Source organism: Pseudorhodoplanes sp. (assembly GCF_050250235.1).
Lineage (GTDB): Bacteria > Pseudomonadota > Alphaproteobacteria > Rhizobiales > Xanthobacteraceae > Pseudorhodoplanes.
Genome location: NZ_JBFWPA010000107.1, coordinates 1 through 22,380, shown reverse-complemented (window position 1 = coordinate 22,380; position 22,380 = coordinate 1). Strand labels below are relative to the sequence as shown.

Annotated in this window: 21 protein-coding genes and 1 tRNA gene; 13 read left to right on the top strand and 9 right to left on the bottom strand. The window is 63.8% G+C overall.

Translation table 11 applies throughout. The features are described from left to right. From dctP to AB7F49_RS29815, 3 genes are all read right to left on the bottom strand, one after another. A partial coding sequence (gene dctP, locus AB7F49_RS29825; RefSeq protein ID WP_428529229.1) for a TRAP transporter substrate-binding protein DctP occupies positions 1–804 on the bottom strand: 804 nt, incomplete at its 3' end. 138 nt (positions 805–942) lie between these two features. Next, a complete protein-coding gene (locus AB7F49_RS29820; RefSeq protein WP_428529227.1) occupies positions 943–2,736 on the bottom strand; it encodes an IlvD/Edd family dehydratase in 1,794 nt (597 codons plus the stop codon). Between the two features lie 57 nt (positions 2,737–2,793). Then, the gene (locus tag AB7F49_RS29815) at positions 2,794–4,095 is read right to left on the bottom strand and encodes a hemolysin family protein (protein ID WP_428529225.1); all 1,302 of its coding nucleotides are present in this window, start codon (positions 4,093–4,095) and stop codon (positions 2,794–2,796) included. Positions 4,096–4,180: 85 nt separating this feature from the next. Here AB7F49_RS29815 and AB7F49_RS29810 point away from each other — a divergent pair, with 85 nt between their 5' ends. From AB7F49_RS29810 to AB7F49_RS29800, 3 genes are read left to right on the top strand one after another with little or no spacing between them, the layout of a single operon-like run. Next, on the top strand, positions 4,181–4,624 hold the full coding sequence (locus AB7F49_RS29810; protein ID WP_428529223.1) for an ion channel: 444 nt from the start codon (positions 4,181–4,183) through the stop codon (positions 4,622–4,624). A 46-nt stretch (positions 4,625–4,670) separates the two neighbouring features. Beyond that, complete coding sequence (locus AB7F49_RS29805) at positions 4,671–5,852, top strand: pyridoxal phosphate-dependent aminotransferase (protein WP_428529221.1); 1,182 nt, start codon at positions 4,671–4,673, stop codon at positions 5,850–5,852. Between the two features lie 4 nt (positions 5,853–5,856). Then, positions 5,857–6,153, top strand: coding sequence for an MliC family protein (locus tag AB7F49_RS29800; protein ID WP_428529219.1), 297 nt, complete (start codon positions 5,857–5,859; stop codon positions 6,151–6,153). A gap of 5 nt (positions 6,154–6,158) precedes the next feature. Here the strand turns inward: AB7F49_RS29800 and AB7F49_RS29795 are convergent, their stop codons facing one another. Together AB7F49_RS29795 and AB7F49_RS29790 are read right to left on the bottom strand one after the other, a co-directional pair. Then, positions 6,159–8,435 (bottom strand): caspase family protein, encoded by a 2,277-nt coding sequence (locus AB7F49_RS29795; RefSeq protein ID WP_428529217.1) that lies wholly within the window; start codon positions 8,433–8,435, stop codon positions 6,159–6,161. A gap of 126 nt (positions 8,436–8,561) precedes the next feature. After that, positions 8,562–9,461 carry a DMT family transporter gene (locus AB7F49_RS29790; protein WP_428529215.1) on the bottom strand — a complete coding sequence of 300 codons (900 nt, stop codon included), beginning with the start codon at positions 9,459–9,461 and terminating at the stop codon, positions 8,562–8,564. Positions 9,462–9,690: 229 nt separating this feature from the next. Between AB7F49_RS29790 and AB7F49_RS29785 the strand changes: the two genes are divergently transcribed. The 5 genes from AB7F49_RS29785 (at position 9,691) to AB7F49_RS29765 (ending at position 16,503) form a co-directional block, all read left to right on the top strand. Further along, on the top strand, positions 9,691–10,638 hold the full coding sequence (locus AB7F49_RS29785; protein WP_428529213.1) for a hypothetical protein: 948 nt from the start codon (positions 9,691–9,693) through the stop codon (positions 10,636–10,638). A gap of 81 nt (positions 10,639–10,719) precedes the next feature. Beyond that, positions 10,720–14,184 carry an acyl-[ACP]--phospholipid O-acyltransferase gene (locus AB7F49_RS29780; RefSeq protein WP_428529211.1) on the top strand — a complete coding sequence of 1,155 codons (3,465 nt, stop codon included), beginning with the start codon at positions 10,720–10,722 and terminating at the stop codon, positions 14,182–14,184. 257 nt (positions 14,185–14,441) lie between these two features. Next, positions 14,442–14,915: a TerB family tellurite resistance protein gene (locus AB7F49_RS29775; protein WP_428529209.1), complete on the top strand. Its 474-nt coding sequence runs from the start codon at positions 14,442–14,444 to the stop codon at positions 14,913–14,915. Next, positions 14,908–15,690 carry an SDR family NAD(P)-dependent oxidoreductase gene (locus AB7F49_RS29770; RefSeq protein ID WP_428529207.1) on the top strand — a complete coding sequence of 261 codons (783 nt, stop codon included), beginning with the start codon at positions 14,908–14,910 and terminating at the stop codon, positions 15,688–15,690. Before AB7F49_RS29775 ends, AB7F49_RS29770 begins: the two co-directional genes overlap by 8 nt. A 99-nt stretch (positions 15,691–15,789) precedes the next feature. Next, on the top strand, positions 15,790–16,503 hold the full coding sequence (locus AB7F49_RS29765) for a glutamine amidotransferase (protein ID WP_428529205.1): 714 nt from the start codon (positions 15,790–15,792) through the stop codon (positions 16,501–16,503). On the opposite strand, the gene AB7F49_RS29760 is transcribed toward AB7F49_RS29765, so the two are convergent. Next, entirely contained in the window at positions 16,493–16,903 is a 411-nt protein-coding gene (locus tag AB7F49_RS29760) for a RidA family protein (protein WP_428529203.1), read from the bottom strand. The two genes, AB7F49_RS29765 and AB7F49_RS29760, sit on opposite strands and share 11 nt — an antisense overlap. Next, positions 16,900–18,132, bottom strand: coding sequence for an MFS transporter (locus tag AB7F49_RS29755; protein WP_428529201.1), 1,233 nt, complete (start codon positions 18,130–18,132; stop codon positions 16,900–16,902). The genes AB7F49_RS29760 and AB7F49_RS29755 overlap by 4 nt, the downstream gene beginning before the upstream one ends. A gap of 201 nt (positions 18,133–18,333) precedes the next feature. Here AB7F49_RS29755 and AB7F49_RS29750 point away from each other — a divergent pair, with 201 nt between their 5' ends. Next, positions 18,334–18,963, top strand: a complete 630-nt coding sequence (locus tag AB7F49_RS29750) for a tetratricopeptide repeat protein (RefSeq protein ID WP_428529199.1) — start codon at positions 18,334–18,336, stop codon at positions 18,961–18,963. A gap of 42 nt (positions 18,964–19,005) precedes the next feature. Here the strand turns inward: AB7F49_RS29750 and AB7F49_RS29745 are convergent, their stop codons facing one another. After that, positions 19,006–19,626, bottom strand: a complete 621-nt coding sequence (locus AB7F49_RS29745; protein ID WP_428529197.1) for a Crp/Fnr family transcriptional regulator — start codon at positions 19,624–19,626, stop codon at positions 19,006–19,008. A 104-nt stretch (positions 19,627–19,730) separates the two neighbouring features. Between AB7F49_RS29745 and AB7F49_RS29740 the strand changes: the two genes are divergently transcribed. Beyond that, on the top strand, positions 19,731–20,213 hold the full coding sequence (locus AB7F49_RS29740) for a hypothetical protein (protein WP_428529195.1): 483 nt from the start codon (positions 19,731–19,733) through the stop codon (positions 20,211–20,213). Between the two features lie 93 nt (positions 20,214–20,306). Here AB7F49_RS29740 and AB7F49_RS29735 read toward each other — a convergent pair. After that, positions 20,307–20,382 (bottom strand) — tRNA-Ala (locus AB7F49_RS29735). 248 nt (positions 20,383–20,630) lie between these two features. On the opposite strand from AB7F49_RS29735, the gene AB7F49_RS29730 reads away from it, so the two are divergent. The 3 genes from AB7F49_RS29730 to folD are packed head-to-tail and all read left to right on the top strand — an operon-like array spanning position 20,631 to position 22,144. Beyond that, positions 20,631–20,921: a YggT family protein gene (locus AB7F49_RS29730; RefSeq protein WP_428529193.1), complete on the top strand. Its 291-nt coding sequence runs from the start codon at positions 20,631–20,633 to the stop codon at positions 20,919–20,921. Positions 20,922–20,942: 21 nt separating this feature from the next. Beyond that, entirely contained in the window at positions 20,943–21,263 is a 321-nt protein-coding gene (locus tag AB7F49_RS29725) for a DUF167 family protein (protein WP_428529191.1), read from the top strand. Then, complete coding sequence (gene folD, locus AB7F49_RS29720) at positions 21,260–22,144, top strand: bifunctional methylenetetrahydrofolate dehydrogenase/methenyltetrahydrofolate cyclohydrolase FolD (protein WP_428529189.1); 885 nt, start codon at positions 21,260–21,262, stop codon at positions 22,142–22,144. The genes AB7F49_RS29725 and folD overlap by 4 nt, the downstream gene beginning before the upstream one ends. Positions 22,145–22,380: the final 236 nt, after the last annotated feature.

The following is a 22,380-nucleotide window of genomic DNA, read 5'->3' as shown; positions in this document are numbered from 1 at the left end:
GACTTCAAGGATGATGTCCTGCACATCCTTGGGAAGCTTGTCCCAGCGCGCCTTGTTGATGGTCAGTCCGTGCCAGGTGATCGCTCCAAACCCGATCTCGGTATAAAACTTGCCAACCTCGAACAGCTTGAAGTTGACCCAGCCCGACGGGAACATGATCCAGCCGTTATAGACGCCGGTCTGCATCGCGGTGTAGGCCTCCGGCAGCGACGACTGCACCGGAGTCGCGCCGGCAAATTCCAGCCATTTGAGGTTGAGGCCCGCGCCCGCGAGCTTCTGGCCCTTGAGGTCCGACACGGTATTCCATTCGAAATTGGTGCCGAGGTTGTAGCCGTTGTCGGCGATCAGCGCGATCAGCTTCTGCCGGTACTTGTCCTCGAACACCTTCGACATGAACGGCACCTGGTCATAGACTTCGCGCGCGATCTTGACGCTCGCGACCGGATCCATGGTTCCGAACGGCAGCATCACCTGAAAGGCATGCAGCGGCAGGTTTGACGGTTCGAAGCAGAAGCAATAGCCGCCGATGTCGATGATGCCGGATTGCACGCCTTCGAGCGTGTCCGCGACCTTCACCATCGCGCCGCCATAGCCTTCGACGAATTCGACCTTGTGCTTGGTCTTGGCGGCCACGCGTTTCGTGACTTCCGGCACGAAGAAGTTCTGCATCAGGTTGACGTAGGTGTTGACCGGCGGATGGCCCGACGCAATCCGCAGCCGGATGGTTTCCTGTGCCGATGCCGCGCCGGTCGTCGTCACGATCGCGGCTACCGCAAGCGAGCCCACAAGCATTCGCAGGTTCATGATTTCCTCCCGTGCCGCACGACGCGGCTTGTTGTGTTGTTCCGCAAGCATCGGGCCGGGGTGGGGGCGAAGTCAAACGATATCGGCGGCACGCCACGCTGATGGTTTGAGCAGGCGGTTTTCGCAGTCTGAAAGCAGCTAATGATTGTCGCGCGGAACGCGTGTTTGCGCGACGCGCTGATAGCTGTCGGCGCCCCGGATGACTTGTCCGTCGGCCATCTGCGTCACGGTGTTGCGGTATATCTCCTGCCACGGAGTTTGGCTTTTCGGCACCGCAAAGCCCCCCGCCTTTGCAAGTGCTGCGCGGCGGCGCATGATTTCTTCCTCCGGCACCAGCATGTCGGCGCGTCCCTTGCCCAGGTCGATGCGCACGCGATCTTCGGTGGCAAGCAGGGCGAGGCCACCGCCGGCCGCGGCCTCCGGCGAAGCGTTGAGGATCGAGGGCGAGCCCGAGGTGCCGGATTGGCGGCCGTCGCCGATGCAGGGCAGCGACTCGATGCCGCGCCGGATCAGGGCTGAGGGCGGCTGCATGTTCACGACCTCCGCAGATCCGGGATAACCGATCGGCCCGACGCCGCGCATGACCAGGATCGTGCCCTCGTCGATGGCAAGCGACGGGTCGTCAATCCGGGCGTGATAGTCCTCGGGCCCTTCGAACACCACAACCCGTCCCTCCAGGGCGTCCGGATCATCCGGTCTCGACAGGTAGCGCGCGCGGAAGTCGTCCGAGATCACGCTCGTCTTCATGATCGCTGAATCGAACAGGTTGCCGCGCAGGACGCGAAACCCCGCCTCGCGTTTCAGGGGCTGACCGTAGGGGCGGATCACGTCGGGATTTTCAGCCTTCGCGCTCCCGACATTTTCGCCGAGGGTCCGGCCGTTGATCGTGAGCGCATCGGCATGGATCCGTCTGGCCTGCATCAGCTCATGGAGCACGGCAGGCAGCCCGCCGGCACGGTAATAATCCTCGCCGAGATATTGTCCCGCGGGCTGCATGTCGACCAGCAGCGGCACCTCGAACCCGAGCCGTTCCCAGTCATCGATCGTGACCTCGATCCCCACATGCCGCGCGATTGCATTGATGTGGATCGGCGCATTAGTCGAGCCGCCGATCGCCGAGCACGCGACGATCGCATTCTCGAACGCCTGCCGCGTCAGGATGTCCGAGGGCTTGAGGTCTTCCTGCACGATCGCGACGGCACGCCGGCCGGTGTCGTAGGCGATCTGCGCACGCTCCCGATAGGGAGCGGGGATGGCCGCGCAACCCGGCAACGACATCCCGAGCGCTTCCGCGAGCGCGTTCATGGTCGATGCCGTGCCCATGGTGTTGCAATGGCCGATGGAGGGTGCGGACGACGCGACGATGGCAAGAAATTCGCGATAGTCGATCTTGCCCGCCGCCAGGTCCTTGCGGGCCTGCCAGACCACGGTGCCGGAACCGGAGCGCTGACCCTTCCACCAGCCGTTCAGCATCGGTCCGCCCGAAAGCACGATGGCGGGGATGTTGACGGTTGCGGCGGCCATCAGGCCGGCCGGCGTCGTCTTGTCGCAGCCTGTCGTCAGCACCACGCCGTCGAGCGGATAGCCATACAGCACCTCGACGAGGCTCAGATAAGACAGGTTGCGGTCGAGCGCCGCGGTCGGGCGCTTGCCGGTTTCCTGGATCGGATGGCAGGGAAATTCGAAGGCGATGCCGCCGGCGTCCCGAATGCCCTCGCGCACGCGCTGCGCCAGTTCGAGATGATGCCGGTTGCAGGGGGACAGGTCGCTGCCGGTCTGCGCGATCCCGATGATGGGCTTGCCCGCGATGAGTTCGTCCAGCGTCAGACCGTAATTCAGGTAGCGCTCCAGATAGAGCGCAGTCATGCCGGGATTGTCCGGATTGTCGAACCAGAGCTGCGAGCGCAGTCTCGTTTTTTTCGCTTTCGCCATTGAATCGTCCGTGCAGGAGAACCGGAGACAACGGATACGGCAGCGATTGCGTTCCCGCTATCCGTCCGCGGTCGCGGGCATCGGGGTGAACAGCAGTTTGTCGATCCGTTTTCCGTCCATGTCGAGAATCTCGATGCGCCAGCCGGGAATCTCGAAAATCTCGCATTCGACCGGGATATGGGCGAGCCGCTCCAGTGCGAATCCCGCTGCGGTGTGAAACTCACCCTCGGAGTCCGGCAGCCTGAGCTTTTCGATCAGTTCGGCGGCCGACGCCCGCCCGTCGACCAGCCACGAGCCGTCCGGTCGTCGCACGATGTTCTCGGAGGGCTGCTCGTGTTCCTCGCCGAGGTCGCCGGCGATGCCTTCCAGCACGTCGTTCAGGGTCGCGATGCCGAGAAAGTCGCCATACTCGTCGACGATGAACGCGATATGGACGGGAGATGCCTTGAAGGTTTCCAGCAGCCGCAGCACCGGCATGGTCTCGGGCACGAAGGCCGGCTGGATCAGACGTTCCTCGACGCGAATGCCGCTTCCGGAAACAAGGTCGCCCACGAGATCCTTTTTCTGGATGACCCCAAGCGGGCGGCCGAGATCGCCTTCGCGCGCGACGACGATGCGCGAATAGGGGCAGTCGGCGATTTCGCGCTCGACGGTTTCCTTCTGGTCCGACAAGTCGATCCAGTAAACGTCGGGCCGCGGCACCATGATCGAAGCGACCGAGGAATCCGCAAGCGCCAGGACGCCGTGAATCATCTTCTCCTCGACTTCGTCGATGACGCCGGCCTCGGTGCCCTCCGCGATCGCGATCCTGACCTCCTCCTCGGTGACGGTCTCGTTCTTTTTTTCCGGGATGCGCAACAGCCTGAGAAGGAGTGCGGTCGATGTCTCCAGCAGCCAGACCAGGGGACGCGCGATCAGCACCAGAAGCTGGAGCGGGCCTGCAACGACGGCCGCGATACGCTCCGGCTGCAGCAGCGCAATGCGCTTGGGCACAAGCTCGCCGACCACAACAGACAATGCGGTGATCGCAATGACGACGAGGATGAAGGCGATCTCGTCACCGCGCGGCGCAAAGACCGGATACTGATTCAAGACCGCGCCAAGACGCGCACCCAGGGTCGCCCCGCCATAGGCGCCCGACATGATGCCGATCAGCGTGATGCCGACCTGCACACCGGACAGGAAGCGTCCCGGATTCTCGGCGAGCGCCATGGCGCGTGCCGCGCCTTTGTTGCCTGCCTCCGCCATCTGCTGCAGGCGGATGCGCCGCGAGGACACAATCGCCAGCTCCGCCATTGCGAAAAAGCCGTTGAGCAGGGTGAGCCCGACGACAATGGCAAGTTCGAGCCAGACCGTCATGATCCGACCTATGTGGCATGCCGCTTCCGGCTCGGCAACGTCCAAAACTTAGGATATTCGAAGCGGGAGCGGCGGAGATACGAGGATGGTTTGGCAACTGGCAGCGGGTGGGGCAATCAGCCTTCTCAATTTCGTCATTCATGGCGTCCTGTCGGCGCTGATCATGGTAGGGACCCGGCACACCGCGGTTGCAACGGATGAGCGGCATTTCGTCGTTCGCTTGATTGCACTCCTGGTGGTGACGGTCGCGCTGCTCAGCCTGGCGCATCTCACAGAGATATTGATGTGGACCGGCCTCTTCAGCCTCGTTGGAATCGATCCGCCCAATGGGATATCGGTGTTCGAAATCGCGTTCGAGAACTACACCGCTCTTGGCTATGGCGATGTGGTGCCGCCACCGGGGGTCAGGCTGTTCGGTCCGATGGCTGCGCTGAACGGCCTGTTGCTGATCGGCTGGTCGGTTTTCATCCTGTTCGATGTGATGCGGATGGCTGAAATCCAGATCGGGCGGGTTGATCGAACCAGTTGACCGGAGGCCGGCCGAACCGGCCTAATGCCGACAGGAGGATACCTCCATGCTTCGCACCGTCGCCGCCTTCGACCGCATCGGCGAGGAAAATGCCTTCGCCGTTCTGGCACGCGCCAACGCGCTGATTGCCCAGGGTCGTGACGTCATCAATCTCGGCATCGGTCAGCCGGATTTTCGCACCCCGGATTTCATCGTCGAGGCTGCGATCAAGGCCTTGCGCGACGGGCATCACGGCTACACACCCGCGACCGGCATTCCTGCCTTGCGCGAAGCCGTCGCGGCCGATCTGCACAAGCGCTTTGCCGTGGACGTGTCGCCGGATGACGTCATGATCATGCCCGGTGGCAAGCCGACCATGTTCATGGCGATCATGATGTTCGGCGAACCGGGCGTGGACATCCTCTATCCCGACCCCGGCTTTCCGATCTACCGCTCGATGATCGAGTTTACCGGCGCCAACCCGGTGCCGGTGCCGATCCGGGAGGAGAATGGTTTTGCGTTTTCCGCCGAGGAAACCCTGGCGCTGATGACTCCGAAGACGCGGCTTCTCATTGTGAACTCGCCGGCCAATCCGACCGGAGGTGTCACGCCGAAATCCGAGATCGACAAGCTGGTGGCCGGCATCGATCGCTTCCCCGACGTCGCGATCATGTCGGACGAGATTTACGATCACATGGTTTATGATGGCGAGACGCATGTCTGCCTGCTTTCGTATCCCTCAATTCGCGACCGCCTGATCTTGCTGAATGGCTGGTCCAAGACCTATGCGATGACCGGGTGGCGGCTCGGTTACGCGGTGTGGCCTGGCAAGCTCTATGACTACGCGCGCAAGCTCGCGGTGAATCTTCATTCCTGCGTGAATGCGTCGGCGCAATATGCCGGACTGGCCGCGCTGACCGGTCCGCAGGACGAGGTTACCGAAATGGTCGCGGCATTCGACCGGCGCCGCAAGGTCGTGGTCGAGGGGCTGAACAAGCTTCCCGGCATTTCCTGCGCGATACCGAAAGGCGCGTTTTATGCGTTTCCGAATATCAAGCGCACCGGCTGGCAGGCAAAGCCGCTGGCCTCTGCGCTCCTCGAAGACGCGGGCGTCGCCATCATCGGCGGGCCGGATTTCGGGGTTCTGGGCGAGGGCTATGTCCGCCTCTCCTACGCCAATTCGACCGAAAATATTCTCAGGGCGCTCGGCCGCATGGGCGATTTCCTGACAACCCGAAAGGTGGCGTGACGCCATGACCATGGTGCGGATCGGCGCGGTCCTGCTGCTGACGATGCTGCCGGCACCGCTTGCCCGGGCGCAGACATTCGTCAGCTATTCCTGCGCCGACGGAACCTCGATCTCGGGGGCTTTCTTCAAGGGCGAACGCAACATGCGCATCCAGATGGATGGCAGGGCCCTGACTTTGCCGCAACGCCTTGCTGCGTCGGGCGCACGCTATGCCAAAGCGGGCGTCTCGTTCTGGATCAAGGGGCAGGACGCGACGCTCAAGCGACCGAAGCGCAAGACGACGACCTGCCGGGCGCTGTAAGGACGCTACTGGATCTTGACGCCGAGCACGGACTGGAAGAATTGCGATACCTGCCGCTGCAGCCTGGTCTTGTCCGAGAAACGGGCCTGACCGTCGCTCATCAGAGACAGTTCCAGCTCATAGGCGCGCGCGCCGTTCGGATGGCCAAGTTCAGCGGCCCGTCGAAACAGAAACAGCTTTGCATCAACCGGGTTTGGCGGCGAGTAATGGCCGCGGCCGATCATCTCCCCGAGACTGACCATCGCGTCCGGGTCGCCGGCCCGCGAACCCGCGATAAACTGACGGACCGCTTCCGGCGGGTTGTTTCGGTCTGAGAAATAGATCCATCCGAGATTGTCGAAGGCCGCCGCATAGCCGCGTTGCGCGAGGTCTCTGTGGATATCGAATGCCCGTCCGCGGTCCTTGAACTGCAAGGCGCGGCCGAGCTGATAGCGGTAGCGCAACTCGCCAGGTGCCCGTTTGACCGCCTGCTCGCAGAAGCGAATTGCATCCTCCGATTGCTCGCGCAGCGTTGCATAGGCGGCGCCTTCGATCGCGACCGGCTTCCGGCGGTCGGTCGGATTGGCTGCGAGCTGGTCGCAGCGGTCGCCGGCGGGATTCGTCGGCGTGGCCGCGGGTTTCGCCGCTGCTGCCGATGTCGCGACCGGGTCGACATAAACGTCTCCGCGGCATTGCGGCTGAGCGTAACCGCTGTTTTCAGCGAAGAACTTCTTCGCCTGGTTCTCCCCCTTGCAATATGCGACGCCGATATGGCGCAGTCCCTCACGTTCGTTCTTCTCATAGCCGAGGCCGAGAATCATCGAATGCCCGATCGCGTAATAGGCGCGCGGAAACCCGATCTGCCGGCCGCGCTCCAGATAGATGCGGGCCTTGCGTTCGTCGATCTGATCGCGGAACCGGTTGTCCAGTCCGATCAGGGCGACGCCGGCATTGACCAAACCGTTCGGGTTGCCGAGATCGGCGGCGCGCCGGTAATTCCTGAAGGCTTCGTTGTAGTCCGGCGTCGCCGGCACGAAGCGCCCCGCCGGGGTCTCGTTCTCCGTAAACTCGCCCTGCAGATAGGCCGCAAGGACGTTGTAGGCATGACCGCTGTTCATCGCGGCCGCACGCTGCCATTCGCTGACGGCCTGAGCATAGGTGCTGTGCGCTGCGGTATGGTCGCCGCGCTGGGCTTCGTCGCGGCCGCGGGCAGCGAGCGCGCGTCCGAACAGCAGCCTCATGCGGCGCTCCTCGACGGTTGAACTGCTGTTGTCACGTGCGAGGCCGCAGACCCGCAGGGCCTTGGCGGCATCGATATGTCTGAAGGCACGGTACTTGTTGGAGGCGGGCCGGTCGGGATCATACCGGTAGCCTGCCTCCTCGTCGCATTCGGCCGCGTAGTCGGGCCGTGTGACGACGGATGATTTCGGCGGCCCTTCCGGCAATTGGGCACCCCCGACCTGCGATGGCGGTGGCGCGGCAACCAGGATCACGTCATTGCGCAGCGAGGAGTGACTCCACGGCACCTGGAATCGATTGGTCGCAACGAAGACCTGGTCCACCACGCGGGTCTGGATGTTCAGAAGGTTCAAGCCGGGGGTCGCAAGGTGCTTGAGCAGGGCGGAGGTAAATGGACTGTTGCGCTGACCCTTGCCGTCGAGCGCTTCCTTGTTCGGCCCCGCGGCGAAGGAGATGAACAAGCCTGCACCGCCATCGACATTGGCCAGGCCCGAAGGCAGGATCTTGATCGAACGCGCCGCCGCGCTGCGCGTCAGTTCTGCCGCGAAGGGGTTGTTTCGGCATGCGTCCAGAAACACAAGGTTCGTGCGGTCGAAATTTTCCATCTGCTGCAAGACGGTGTCGAGCTTGATCACGTCGAGTTCGAGTTGAGCGACGTCGTTCACCTGCGCGTCGGTAGGCAGCAGATAATTCTTGTCGTTGATCTGCATGCCGTGCCCGGCATAGTAGAAAAGCGCGATGCGAGCCGTGCCCTGTTTCAGCTTGTCACTGAACTGGCGGATGCGGGTTTCCATCGCGCGCTTGTCCAGATTGATTCCGGAGATGACCGCGAAGCCCATCCGCTCCAGCGTTGCGGCGATATCCGCGGCATCGTTGGTCGGGTTGGTGAGAGTCGGGATGCGCGGCGCATGGGCGTAGGAGCCATTGCCGATGACGAGCGCGATGCGATCCTGCGCCCCGGCAGGAGATAACGACGAAAGGGTCAGGAATGCAATCGCACCGAAGCCGGACAACAGCGTTCGCCAGCAGGCGCGCGCAGCCGCGCCAGAAGACACGATGCCCATGGACGTTTTCCTCAGCCGCCAATCCCCAGATGGTAACGATATCCGGTCGCCTTCCGTTGCGGAAGAGGGATTGAAATGTGCCGAGCCTGCAATTTTTGCGAATGGACGACTTGACGCCGGTGGCAGCTATGGCTTGAGCGCGAACCGGAAGCCGAAGCCTACGATCAGAAGCCCGGCCAGTTGCGGCAGCGTCGGTATCTCACCGAGAACAAGAAATCCGATCAGGATTGTCATCGCCGGTACGAGCGCCGGAAACATCGAGGCGCGTCCGGCGCCGAGCGCGGTGACCGCACGGGCGAACAGATAAAGGGCCAGCAATCCGGCGAAGACACCCTGCGCCACGACCTGGATCAGGTTTTCCGACAGGCCGGTTGCGCTCAGCCGTTCGAAGTCGACCAGGCCCGCGTAAAGCGGCGCATAGATCAGGAGCGACAGCACTCCGACCACCTGTGCCGCCAGCATCCCGCTGGTCCGCCAGCCGCGCAGGCAGAGCGTGAATGCCGCCCAGGCGAAGCCCGCGGCGGCAAACAGCAGGTCGCCGGCCAGCGCGCCGCCGCGGATCGTCAGAACCGCCTCACCCGCAAGCACGGTCAGGCCGAGGATGATGGAGCCGACGCCGATCAGGCGGGCCCGGCTCAGCGGCTCGCCAAGCACAAGGAAGGCAAGCAGCAGCCCGCCGAGCGCGGCGGAGCCCGGCTGGATCACCGCGCCATGGCCGAGCGGCGCAAGTGTCAGCCCCGTGTAGTTCAGCAACGCCTGTAAAGGTCCGGCCAGAACCAGAATCACCAGGCCGCGGACCCAGCCGAGGCCGCCGAGGTCGGATAATCCGACCCGCGCCAGCAGCGGCAGCATCAGCACGCCGGACCAGACAAAGCGATGGAATGCCAGATCGGCGGGCGCAAAGCCGACCGCGATGCCGTGCTTCGCCGCTACGAAACCGATGGCCCAGCAGATCGAGGCCGCGATGCCGCACGACACCCCGATGGCGGTCGCCGAGAGTCCGTGGCGAAATGGATGGTCTGGCAAAGCGGTGTCCGGTCCGGTCGGTGTCCCGATATACGCCCGGCGCTGTTCTGACCATGGCGGCCGGAGACGGGCAGGCATGTGAGGCCGGAAGAATCGCATGGCATGCGTGTGCCATGCCCGGCCGCGGTATGGTTTGACTGATCCCGGCCCGCTCTCTAACGTCTTCCGGTCGCGGGGGGCCTCGCGGCGCTATGACGGATCGAGCGGCACCGCCAGGCATTCTCTGCAAATGAAGACCATCAGTGCATTTCTTTTTTCGGCGCTTGTCGCGCTTGTCGCGGTCGCGGGCTCGGTCGTGTTTCTGTCAGCCTATTGTGCCATCGAGCCGCCCGCTGCGCCGACACGTACACCGTCGCGGTTGCCGATCCAGTTCGAAAGCAGGGCGCCTGACGCGATTGTGGAGCGTGCGGTCCTGACGCGCGAGGGCCTTGATGCCCTGCTCTGGCAGGCGCAGGCAGAGCCGGCGCCGGTCACCGTTTCCTCCATGGCCTGGCAGAAACGCTTCATCTGCGACATCCGTGTCACCGATATCGCGCTGGCGGCTTTCGCGCTGTTCCTGCTGCTCGCGACCCTGTTTCAGGGCCTGTGGATGCTGCGCGCCGTGCGCGCGTCGGAACACACGGCGGGTCTCGTCAATGAAGGGCTGATCTCGGCACAGCGCGCATACGTCTTCCTGCGCGAGTTTCAGGTGGCACTGACCAAGAATCCGCTGAACGACGAAATCCAGACCTGCACCATCCAGCCGATCTGGGAGAATACCGGCACCACCCCGACCCGGAATGGTCGCGGCCATGTAAACTGGAAATATTTCGACCGTTCGGTGCCGGCGGACTTCGACTTCGCGGATTTCGACGAGCTCGGAAACCGGATCCTGTCTTATGACGCCTACAAGCCGCTGATCGTCGGTCCGCGCGCAACCGCCCTGTCGCCCATCATCAGCATGGAACCCGCGGTCCTGCGTCAGGTCCGTGATCTGCAGGGCAAGCTCCTGATCTGGGGGTGGGCGGAATATGACGAGGCCGTGGGTGACTCCAAGCGCCACCGCACGGAATTCGCCTATCTGGTGGTGGTATCCGGGTCGCCGGCAAGCCACGTCGGCTTCAGCCAGTACAAGCTGCATAACGGCGTCGACGAGGATTGCACGAAGCCCGCGACGGTTCTGGCGCGCGCCGTCTGAGCAGCAATTTTCCGCCATACCGGCCTGCGCCGGTATCTGCTAAAATCCGGTTGTATCCATAACATCGGGTGATTGACGCGAATGGCCGAACCGTCGAAGCCGCTGATGCTGTCCTGGCGCTTCGCGCCGCTGTTCTGGTGCCAGTTCTTTTCCGCCTTCAACGATAATTTCCTGAAGAACGCGATCGTCTTTCTGATCCTGTTCCACATGGGATCGCAAGGCGAGGCGCTGATCACCCTCGCCGGCGCCGTCTTCATCGCTCCCTATTTCTTCCTTTCGGCGCTTGGCGGTCAGGTGGCCGACCGTTTTGACAAGGCGGTGGTGGCGCAGCGGCTCAAGCTCGTCGAGATCGGCGTCGCCGCGATTGCGGTCATCGGCTTTGTGGTTCATGCGGGCGAAGATCCCGGTCAGCCACCCGTGGCGTCCCTGACCATTCTGTTCGTCGCCCTGTTCGGCTTCGGCGTGATCGGCTCGCTGTTCGGCCCGATCAAATACGGCATCCTGCCGGACCACCTGGAGCGGCGCGAACTGCCCGCAGGCAATGCGCTGGTAGAAGGCGCGACCTTCATCGCCATCCTGCTCGGAACGATTGTCGGCGGCATCGCCGCAAAGGGCGGCGGCAGCCCCGCCGCGTTCTCCGTGCTGGTGATGGTGTTTGCCCTGCTGTGCTGGGTCTCGGCGCTGCTGATCCCGCGGACCGGGGAGGGTGCCCCCAACCTGATCATCAACTGGAATATCGCGAGTTCGACGTGGGAGCTGATCAGGGATTTGCGCAGCGACGAGCGGCTGTGGTGGGGCGCGCTGGTGACGAGCTGGTTCTGGCTCGCCGGCGTGGTCGTGCTGTCGCTGCTGCCGCCCGCGGTCAAGAACATCGTCGGCGGTGATGAATATGCCGTGACCGCTTTTCTTGCCGTCTTCTCGATCGCGGTTGCGGTCGGTTCGGGCCTCGCGGCCTTTCTGGCGAGCGGGCGCATCATCCTTCTGCCGACGCTGCTCGGTGCCGTATTTCTGGCAGCCTTTGCTTTGTTCATGGGCTGGTCGCTCTATGGCGCCCCCCCCCCGGCCCAACTGATGGGCCCCTTCGAAGTCTTCGGCACCTCGCGCGGGATCAATGTCGCCATCGCGCTGACCGGTCTTGCGATCGGCGGCGGGCTGTTCATCGTGCCTGCCTTTGCCGCGGTGCAAGCCTGGGCCGGTGCCGACCGCCGCGCGCGCGTGGTCGCGGCCGTCAACATTCTCAACGCGCTGTTCATGACAGTGGCGACGCTGGTCGTGGCGATGCTGCAGGGCTTCGCGGGCGCGACGACGCCGACTCTGTTCATCGGGCTCGGCGTCGCCAACCTGATCGTGGCCGGACTGATTGCCTTCACCATGCCGACCCGGCCATTCGCGGATGCGCTGTCCATCATCTACCGCGCCTTTTTCCGCGCCGAGGTGCATGGCCTCGAGAATCTACAGAAGGTGAAGCAGCCCAACGTCATCCTCGCGCTCAATCATGTGAGTTTTCTCGATGCCGGCATCGCGCTGTCGCTGCTTGGGCGCGACCCGCTTTTCGCCATCGACACCACGATGGCGCAGAAATGGTGGGTCAAGCCGTTCGCGCGCATGACCCGCTCGCTGCCGATCGATCCGCTCAAGCCGATGGCGACGCGCACCCTGATCCACGCGGTCGCGAGCGGCGAGACCCTGATCATTTTCCCCGAGGGCCGGCTCACCATGACCGGCTCGCTGATGAAGGTCTATGACGGCGCCGGCCTGATCGCCGACAAGTCGGATGCGGTGATCGTCCCGATTCGAATCGAGGGACTGGAGCGCTCGTATCTGACGCGGCTCAAGGGCTACCAGATCCGCAAGCAGCTGTTTCCCAAGGTTCGCGTCACCGTGCTCGAGCCGACCAAGCTCAATCTCGACCCGGCGCTGCGCGGCAAGGCGCGGCGGCGGGCGGCGGGCGCTGCGCTGTACGACGTCATGTCGAACATGATCTACGAGACCACCCCGACCGATCGCACCATCGTGCAGGCGCTGATCGAGGCCGCGCACGAGCATGGCATGAAGACGGTGGCGACCGAGGACCTGGTCACCGGCACGCTCACCTACAAGCGTCTGCTGCTGGGCACGCGTATCCTTGGCAAGAAGCTGATGCCGCTCGCGGCAGAGGGCAAGCCGCTCGGCGTTATGCTGCCCAATGCCAACGGGGCGGTGGTCACGATTTTTGGCCTGATGTCGGCGGGACGCGTCCCGGCGATGATCAATTTCACCGCCGGTGCCACCAATATCCTTGCCGGTTGCCGTGCTGCCGGAATCGACACGGTTGTCACCTCCCGTGCCTTCATCGAACGCGGCAAGCTTGAGCCGCTGGTCGAAAAGATGTCGGCCGAAGTCAAGTTCGTCTACCTGGAGGATGTCCGCGCCACCGTCGGGACGTTCGACAAGATCGCCGGCATGCTGAGCTACAAGAAGCCGCTGGTTGCGCGAAATCCGGATGACTGGGCGGCGATCCTGTTCACGTCGGGATCGGAAGGCGTGCCGAAAGGCGTGGTGTTGTCCTACCGCAACATCCTGACCAACGCCGCGCAGGCGCGCGCCCGAATCGACTTCAACCGCATGGACAAGGTGTTCAACATCCTGCCCGTGTTTCATTCCTTCGGGCTGACGGTCGGCGTGATCCTGCCGATCGTGTCGGGCGTGCCGATCTTCCTGTATCCGTCGCCGCTGCATTACCGGACCGTGCCGGAACTCGTCTACGTCACCAACGCGACCATCATGTTCGGCACCGACACCTTCCTGAACGGCTATGCGCGCGCGGCCAATCCATACGACTTCCGCTCGATCCGCTACTTGCTCGCCGGCGCCGAGCCGGTGCGCGACGCCACGCGCCAGACCTATCTGGAGAAGTTCGGTCTGCGCATTCTGGAAGGCTACGGCGTCACCGAGACCGCGCCTGCGCTCGCACTCAATACGCCGATGTTCAACAAGTTTGGGACCGTCGGCCGCCTGTTGCCGGGCATGGAAGCCAGGCTGCAGAAGGTCGAGGGCGTGGACGAGGGCGGCCGACTGTTCGTCAAGGGGCCGAACGTGATGCTCGGTTACCTTCGCGTGGAGAATCCGGGCGTGCTGGAGCGGCCTTCCGAGGGCTGGCACGACACCGGCGACATCGTCACCATCGACGCGCAGGGCTTCATCAAGATCATGGGCCGCGCCAAGCGTTTCGCCAAGGTCGGCGGCGAGATGGTGTCGTTCGCGGCGGTCGAGGCGCTGGCCGGCAATCTCTGGCCGGAAGCGACGCTCGCGGTGGTATCGGTGCCGGATGCGCGCAAGGGCGAGCGGCTTCTGCTCTACATCAACGACAAGGATGCGACGCGCTCGGATTTCATTGCTTTCGCCCGTGCGCGACACGCTTCCGAATTGATGATCCCGGGCGAAGTGATCTTCATGGAGAAGCTCCCCATGCTGGGTTCCGGCAAGGTGGACCTCCTGACCTTGAGCAAGCAGGCGAAGGAAGAGCGTGCGCAAGCGGCCGCAGCGAAGCCGGCCGTGCCGGCATAATGTGGTTGGTTCGAAAATCCGCCTGAAGAGCCTGCTGCAAGATTGAAGCGGATTTCCCGGCTGATCACACTGGTTCGCGCAACGCAACCGCGTGGCGATTTCGAGGGCGGCTGCGTCGATATCTCGGGGTCGCGGGTCTGATATTCGCGGCTCGCGGCGACGAGCGCGGACGTGACAATTTGGTCATGCGTCCTTCCAGATCGCTTTACAAGCGCCGATCCGGCAACCACATTCCCCGGACATCACGACGAGGTTTCATGCTCCAGCTTCTGAAGGAATTCCTGAACGATGTCGGCATCGGCGAGAAACCGGCGAGTCGATTCAGCGACGGCGATTACCGGCTCGCGGCGGCCGCGCTGCTGATCCACGTCATGTCGATCGATGGTCAGGAAACCGGAGCGGAACGGGACAAGCTGCATGAACTGCTTCAGCGCCAGTTCGATCTCGATGACGAGGCGGCGGCGGAGCTGATCGCGGCCGCGACTGCAGCCGATCGCGAGGCGGTCGATCTCTATAGCTTCACAAGTCTGATCAATCGTTCGCTCGATGAGCAGGGGCGCCGCCGCATCGTGAAGATGCTGTGGGAAATGGTCTATGCCGACGGCCGCATGAACGAATTCGAGGACAACATCGTGTGGCGCGCGTCCGATCTGCTCGGTATCTCGCAGCGGGATCGCGTCGAGTTGAAGCGCGAGGTCGCGCAACTCGCCAAGTCGCGCGACGATGCCTGATCCGGTCACGCTGATCACCGGTGCATCGTCCGGTATCGGCGCCGAACTGGCGCGGGTCTTCGCGCGCAACGGGCATCGGCTGGTGCTGGCGGCACGCCGGACCGACCGGCTGGAGGCGCTTGCGGGAGAACTCGCGGCGAATGGGGGGCCGCGCCCGCTGATCCTTACCGTCGATCTTCTGCGGACGGATGGGTGCGACGCCATCGAGGCGGCGCTCGCTCGTGAGGGCCTGGAGACGCAATTCGTCGTCAACAACGCGGGCTTCGGCCTTGCCGGACCGGCCGCTTCGCGGCCGCGCGAGCGGTTGCTCCAGATGGTCGATCTCAATGTGCGTGCGCTGACCGATCTGTCGTTGCGCTTTGCCGATGCAATGGAGCGCCAGCAGGGCGGCTTGATGAATGTCGCGTCGGTGGCGGGCTTTCTGCCGGGGCCAAAGCATGCGGTCTACTACGCCAGCAAGGCGTTTGTGGTGTCCTTCACCGAGGCGCTGCATTACGAATGGCGACGGCGCCAGGTGCGGGTGACCGCGTTGTGCCCCGGTCCGGTGCCGACGGAATTCCAGGCAATCGCCGACACGCCGGACGGCGAAGAAACCACCCTCATGACCACCTATGCCGATCGGGTCGCCGAGGAGGGCTATCGCGGGCTGATGGCCGGAAAACGACTCGTGGTGCCTGGCTTCCTCAACAAGCTCGTGGTGTACGGAATCGGGTTCGTTCCCCACAGGCTGCTGCTGCCTATCGTTGCCCAACGGCAGCGCCGGAAGGGCAGATAAGTCCTTTCGTCATAGCGGTTGTTCCGCAGGGGCGCTTGTTTCGGCGCAGGGAGGAGGTAGCTTTCAGGGGAATCCTTCCGGAGCCCCGTCAGCAAAGCGATGTCGTTGCCCGTCCTTATCGTGGTCCATCAGGAAAACTCCACCCCCGGCCGGGTCGGGCAGTATTTGCGCAAGCGCGGCATCCCGCTCGACATCCGTCGGCCCAGCCTCGGCGATCCCCTGCCCGAAACGCTCGAGCGGCATGCCGGCGCGGTCATTTTCGGCGGGCCGCAAAGCGCCAATGACGATATCGACTTCGTCAAGCGCGAGATCGACTGGATCGGGGTGCCGCTGAAGGAGAACAAGCCGTTCCTAGGTATCTGCCTCGGCGGCCAGATGCTGGCGCGTCACCTCGGCGGACGCGTGGATTTCCACGGGGAAGGGCAGGTCGAGGTCGGTTATTACCCGATCCGGCCGACGCTGGCAGGCCGCGAACTGTGCGAGGTGTGGCCGGATCACGTTTATCAATGGCACCGCGAGGGGTTCGACCTGCCCGCGGGTGCGACCCTGCTTGCCGAGGGCGATACCTTTCCGGTGCAGGCGTTCCGGCAGGGCGACCATGCCTATGCGATCCAGTTTCACCCGGAAGTGACGCACGCGATGATGTGCCGCTGGACCATTCGCGGGCAGCACCGCATGGAATTGCCGGGCGCCAAGCAGCGCGCCGCGCATTTCGAGGACCGTTTCGTGTTCGACTACGCGATGCAGAACTGGCTGGCGCATTTCCTCGACCGCTGGCTGACGCAGCCGGCGCCGGCCGGTGTCATCGCCTGACGGCGAACGCCTCCACCTCGACCCGTGCCCCGAGCGCGAGCCCGCTGGTGCCGAATGCGCAGCGCGCGGGCGATGCATCGGGAAAGAATTCCAGATAGACCGCATTGAAGCGCTGCCATTCCGCCATGTCGGCGAGCATCACCTGGACGCGCACGATGTCGCCGAGCTTCATGCCGTGGGTATCGAGCGTGACGCGCAGATTTTCGAACAGCTGGCGCGCTTCCGGCTCGATGCCGCCGGGCGGCAGTTCGAGCGTGCCGGGCCGGTTGCCGATCTGCCCGGACAGGATCACGAAATCGCCGATCTGCACGCCGTCCGGAAACGGCAGCCCGGGCGGGTTGACCGCGTTCGAGCGCAGCACTTCGACGTCGGGGCTTTTGCTGTCCGGGGTGTCGGTCATCGCGTCTCCTTTTGCAGGCTTTGCACATTGAGAAGTTCCGGAAACAGCCGGGTCCACAGCCCGACGATGAGCAAGGTCGCGACCCCTCCGAACACCACCGCCGGAACCGTGCCGGCAAAATGCGCGAACACGCCGGCGCGAAACTCGCCGAGCTGGTTCGAGGTACCGACGAACAGCGCATTGACCGAGATCACGCGGCCGAGCATGTCGTCCGGCGTCTGCACCTGCACCAGCGTCTGGCGCACCACCACGCTCACCATGTCGCCCATGCCGAGCGCGAACAGGGCCGCAAGCGACAGCGGGAACGATGTCGACAATGCGAACACGATGGTCGCTGCCCCGAACAGCGCCACCCCGACATACATCTTTCGCCCGGCGTTGCGAACGAGCGGCCAGCGCGCCAGCGCGAGCGCCATCAGCAGCGCTCCGATTGCTGGCATCGCACGCATGATGCCAAGCCCCCAGGGCCCGACATGGAAAATGTCCTTCGCATAGACCGGCATCAGCGCGGTCGCGCCAGCGAACAGCACCGCGAACATGTCGAGGGAGGTCGCGCCGAGGATCAGCGGGCTCCTGCGGATGAAGGCGATGCCGGCGAACAGGGTGGAGAAGTCGATCTTCTCGCGCTTCGGCGCCACCTGCTCGATCCGTATCAGGGCCACCAGAATGCTGGCGCCGACGAACAAGGCCGCACACAGCGCATAGACCAGCGTCGGGCTCACGACATAAAGCAGCCCACCCAACGCGGGGCCACCAATCGTTGCAGCCTGGTTCGCCGATGCCGAGCCCGCCACCGCGCGCGGCAGCACCGGCAGCGGCACCAGCCGCGGCAACAGCGCCAGCAGTGTCGGGGCTTCGAAGGCGCGGCCGGCTCCGAGCACGAAGACCAGCGCCAGAATGAGGTCGCGCGTCAGGAAGCCCTGCCAGGTTCCGATTGCGAGCACCAGCGCGGCTGAACCTTCGGTGAGCTGCGCAAGCCGCACCACCCTGCCGCGGTCGTAGCGGTCGGCAACCGCGCCGGCTACCAGCACCAGCAGAAAGGCCGGGATGAATTGGGCGAGGCCGACGAGACCGAGATCGAGCGCGCGGCCGGTCATTTCGTAGACCTGCCAGCCCACCGCAACGACCATCATCTGCAGGGCGAGGCTTGCCGAGACACGGGCCAGCCAGAACAGGCGGAAGGACTGGAACCGGCCCAGCGGCGCGATGGTATCGGGTTCGACGGTCATGGGTCAGGCCTGGCCCGGGTCTTTGCGCCCGATGCAGGCGAAATGCCCGCGGCAGAGAATGGCGGCGTGGGATGGGAACGGCACGGAGGCTACCTCAAAAATGTCGCACAGCCATTTGTATTATTGAAGTTTCCGTGTCCCGCAATTTCGCTAAGCTTGCGGCAAAGCCGCAAAGAGCTTGCCGCAGATGGGGGTGGAAACATGCGACGGCCCCGGACATTGCAGTTTCTGTTGATGGTGATCGCCGCCGTGTTGCCGGCCGGTGGGGCATCCGCGCAAAGCGATCGCGAGCTCTGCGCCAAGGAGACCGGCGACGCGGCCATCGCGGCCTGCGACAAGGCGATTGCGGCCAATCCAAAGGATGCGGATTCGTTCAGCAACAGGGGCTTCACCTGGAGCCTCAAGGGAGATCAGGACAAGGCCATCGCCGATTTCAACGAGGCGCTGAAACTCAATCCGAAGCATGCGCGCGCGCTCAGCAATCGCGGTGTTGCCTGGAATCGCAAGGGCGACCCCGACAAGGCCATCGTCGATTCGACCGAGGCAATCCGGATCAACAAGCGCTATGCCAAGGCCTATAACAACCGCGGCGTGGCGCTGATCCGCAAGCGCGAATTCGACAAGGCGATTGCCGATCTCAACGAATCGATCAAGCTGAACCCGAAGGATCCCAGCGCCTATTTCAATCGCGGCAACGCGCTCGAACTGAAGGGTTCGCTCATGGAGGCGCTGGCGGATTTCAGGAAATTCGCGGAGCTGTCACCGAAGGATACCGATGGTCCCGCGGCGATTGCGCGGGTGGAGCAGAAGCTGAAGGCGAAGGGGTCCTAGGTGTTCCAGTGTGGCACGGACAGGCTTTTGTCATCGTCTCGATCAAGGCACAATCGTTACGGTGCTGTCGTGCACGCGAATGCAGCCACGCTGCTCCATGCGTGCGAGCGTGCGATAGAGCGCCTCGTGGGTGAGCCCAAGTTCGTTCGCCCAATCCTTCTTTGAGCCGCTCAGAACAGCCGAGCCGTCGCTGCCCTCGGTCTCGACGTAGTGAACCACGCGGGCCTCCGCAGACTTCAATGTCATCCGTTCGGCCTGGGCGCGGACCCGACGCAACTCACCGGCCAGGTGGGTCATCCAGACCCTGGCAAAGGTTTCGTCAGCCAGAGCCTCGCGAAAGGCCTTGCGAGGGATGACGAGGAGCTCGGAGGGCCGGGCTGCGATCGCGTCACAATGGTACCGGGCCTGATCCAGGCTTGCCTCGGCCAGAAATCCTCGCCGTGCGCGCTGCAGCACAACCTGGTCTCCGCCCGGCGATGAACGGACCAGGTGAACTTCGCCGGAGGAGACGAAGTACATGGCTTGGGGCCGGTCGCCGCGGGAAAACAGATGGGCAGACTTCGAAACGGCCCGGGCATGGGCTGCCCGACGGACGCGCGCCGGAATGGCCGCGAGCAGCGGCGATTCCCCGACAAGGGAGCACCAGTTTGAGGGGTAGGGCATCGGAATCCGATCATCCGGGATATCGTCACCGTATGACCGGGATCATATGTGGCGGGTTTCGTCCGGTCTAGGTTGATGCGTCACGGCAACCCGATGGACCCGACATGCGCTACCCGCTTATCGCCGCCGCCTCTGCGGCCATCCTTTCGGCCGCCGGCATGGCTGTCGCCCAGCATCAGGGACATCACGGTCACAAGGGCCACGGAGCCGCGACGGCCGACACGCGGGTTCTGGTGAACATGCCACCGGAACTGGTGGACCATACCCTTGCCAATATGCGGGACCATCTGCTCACGCTTCAGGAGATCAATGAAGCACTCGCGCGCGGGAAGAATGACAAGGCGGCGGCGACCGCGGAACAGAGACTCGGAATGACCTCGCTTCGGCTGCATGGAGCTCACGAGGTCGCGAAATATATGCCGGAAGGGATGCAGCAGGCCGGAACGGCGATGCATCGTGCCGCCAGCCGGTTTGCGATCGAAGCCCAGAACTCCGATGTGACTGGCGATCTCAAGCCCGCGCTTGCCGTGCTGAGCGAGGTGATGAATGCGTGCGTGGCGTGCCACGCCGGATATCGATTCAAGTAGGGCAGGCGAGGTTTGCCCGCGGCCCGCCCCGGCCTGCCTTGGCAAGCCGAAGCATGGTGGAATTGCTTTCGAATGAGCTTCTTGCGGCAGGAATGGTGGAGCCGAGCGGGATCGAACCGCTGACCTCCTCATTGCGAACGAGGCGCTCTCCCAGCTGAGCTACGGCCCCCGCCAGCCGCAACCGGCGAAAGCTGTCCGGATGCGATAATGGGCGAAGAAGCGGCCATTTAGGCTCCGGCTTTCCGCAAGTCAAGGACGAGAGCGGCCCTGGAGCGGTGGCTGAAACGGGAACGCAGCCGATGGACAGCGGTCGCGCGGGCGTTACGCGGCTTTCGGCCGCCGCGCGGCGGCTTGCCCGGAATCGGCTGAGCCGATACATCAAAGGCAACCACCCGCCCGAGAAAAGACAGAAGCCCGATGCGCGCGCTCCTCGACGTCATCCTGATCGTTCTGCAGCTCTATATCTGGCTGCTGATCGCCGCGGCGATCCTGTCCTGGCTGATCGCATTCAACGTGGTCAATACCCGCAACCAGTTCGTGGCCATGGTGGGCGATTTTCTGTGGCGCATCACCGAGCCGGTGCTGCGGCCGATCCGCTCGATCATGCCCAATCTCGGCGGCATCGACATCTCTCCGGTAATCCTGATCCTGATCATCATCTTCATCCAGAGGGTGATTACCCGCTATATCTATCCCAACGTGTTCTGACCGGGCCGTTGGGCAACGGCATTGGCGCGGCCGTGGATCGCCACCGCCAGAGGTCTTTCCGTCACCATCCGTCTGACACCCAGGGGTGGGCGCGATGCGATCGACGGGATCGAAACGCTCTCCGATGGGCGGCCGGTGCTGAAGGCGCGGGTGCGGGCGGCGCCCACCGAGGGGGCGGCGAATGCCGCGCTGCTTTCCCTGATGGCAAAGACGCTTGACGTGCCGCGCCGCGCCGTGAAATTGGCGACCGGGGATATCTCGCGGCTCAAGCGGATCGAGATTGAAGGCGACGGCGCTGCACTCGCGGCGCGGCTTCAACTTCTGTTGGCGGAATTGAAATGACTGCGACCATCATCGACGGAAAGGCCATCGCGCAGGAATTGCGCGGCAATATCGCGATCGCTGCGGCGAAGCTGACCAAAGAGAACGGTATCGTACCGGGGCTCGCGGTGGTGCTGGTCGGGAGCGATCCGGCGAGCGAAGTCTATGTGAAGTCCAAATCGAAGGCTGTGACCGAAGCCGGGATGAAGTCCTTCGATCACAGGCTGCCGGCCGACACCTCGCAGGCCGATCTGCTGAAGCTGATCCAGCAATTGAACGCCGACGAGGCCGTGCACGGCATTCTGGTGCAATTACCGCTGCCGTCGCAGATCGACTCCACGCTTATTTTGAACACCATCGATCCAGGCAAGGACGTCGACGGTTTCCATCCGGTTAATGCCGGGCGGCTGGCGACCGGCCAGCGCGCGCTGGTGCCGTGCACGCCGGTCGGCAGCGTGATCCTGGCGAAGAAAATCAATCCGTCGCTGGCCGGCATGGACGCGGTGGTGATCGGGCGCTCCAACATCGTCGGCAAGCCGCTGGCGCAATTGCTGCTGGCCGAGAATTGCACCGTCACGATCGCGCATTCGAAGACGAAGGACCTGAAGGATGTCTGCCGCCGCGCAGACCTTTTGTTCGCTGCGGTCGGGCGGCCGGAAATGGTGCGCGGCGACTGGATCAAGCCAGGCGCTACCGTGATCGATGTCGGCATCAACCGGGTGCCGGGCGAGGGTGGCAAGTCGCGTCTGGTCGGCGACGTGAATTACAAGGAAGCGCTCGAGGTCGCGGGCGCGGTGACGCCGGTGCCGGGCGGGGTCGGGCCGATGACCATCGCCTGCGTGATCCTCAATACGCTGCGCGCGGCCTGCGCATCGGCGGGCTTGCCGGAGCCGAAGGTCTGAGCGTGGCGCGATCACGTCGGCGCGAGACCGCTAAGGTTTTAATCGTTTCGTAAGCGGCGTTGGTTACCGGTTGGTGAAGTGTCACCTTCCGGAGAGTTCGCCATGAGTTCATTGCCAGAATCCGGCCAGGACCCAGCCTCCGGCGCTGCGGAGCCCGGGAATTCCGATGCCGCGGATGCCGGCGCCCCCGAGAACAAGGTCGAGCCGATCGGTCACGCCGGGCAGGAGAGGCTTGC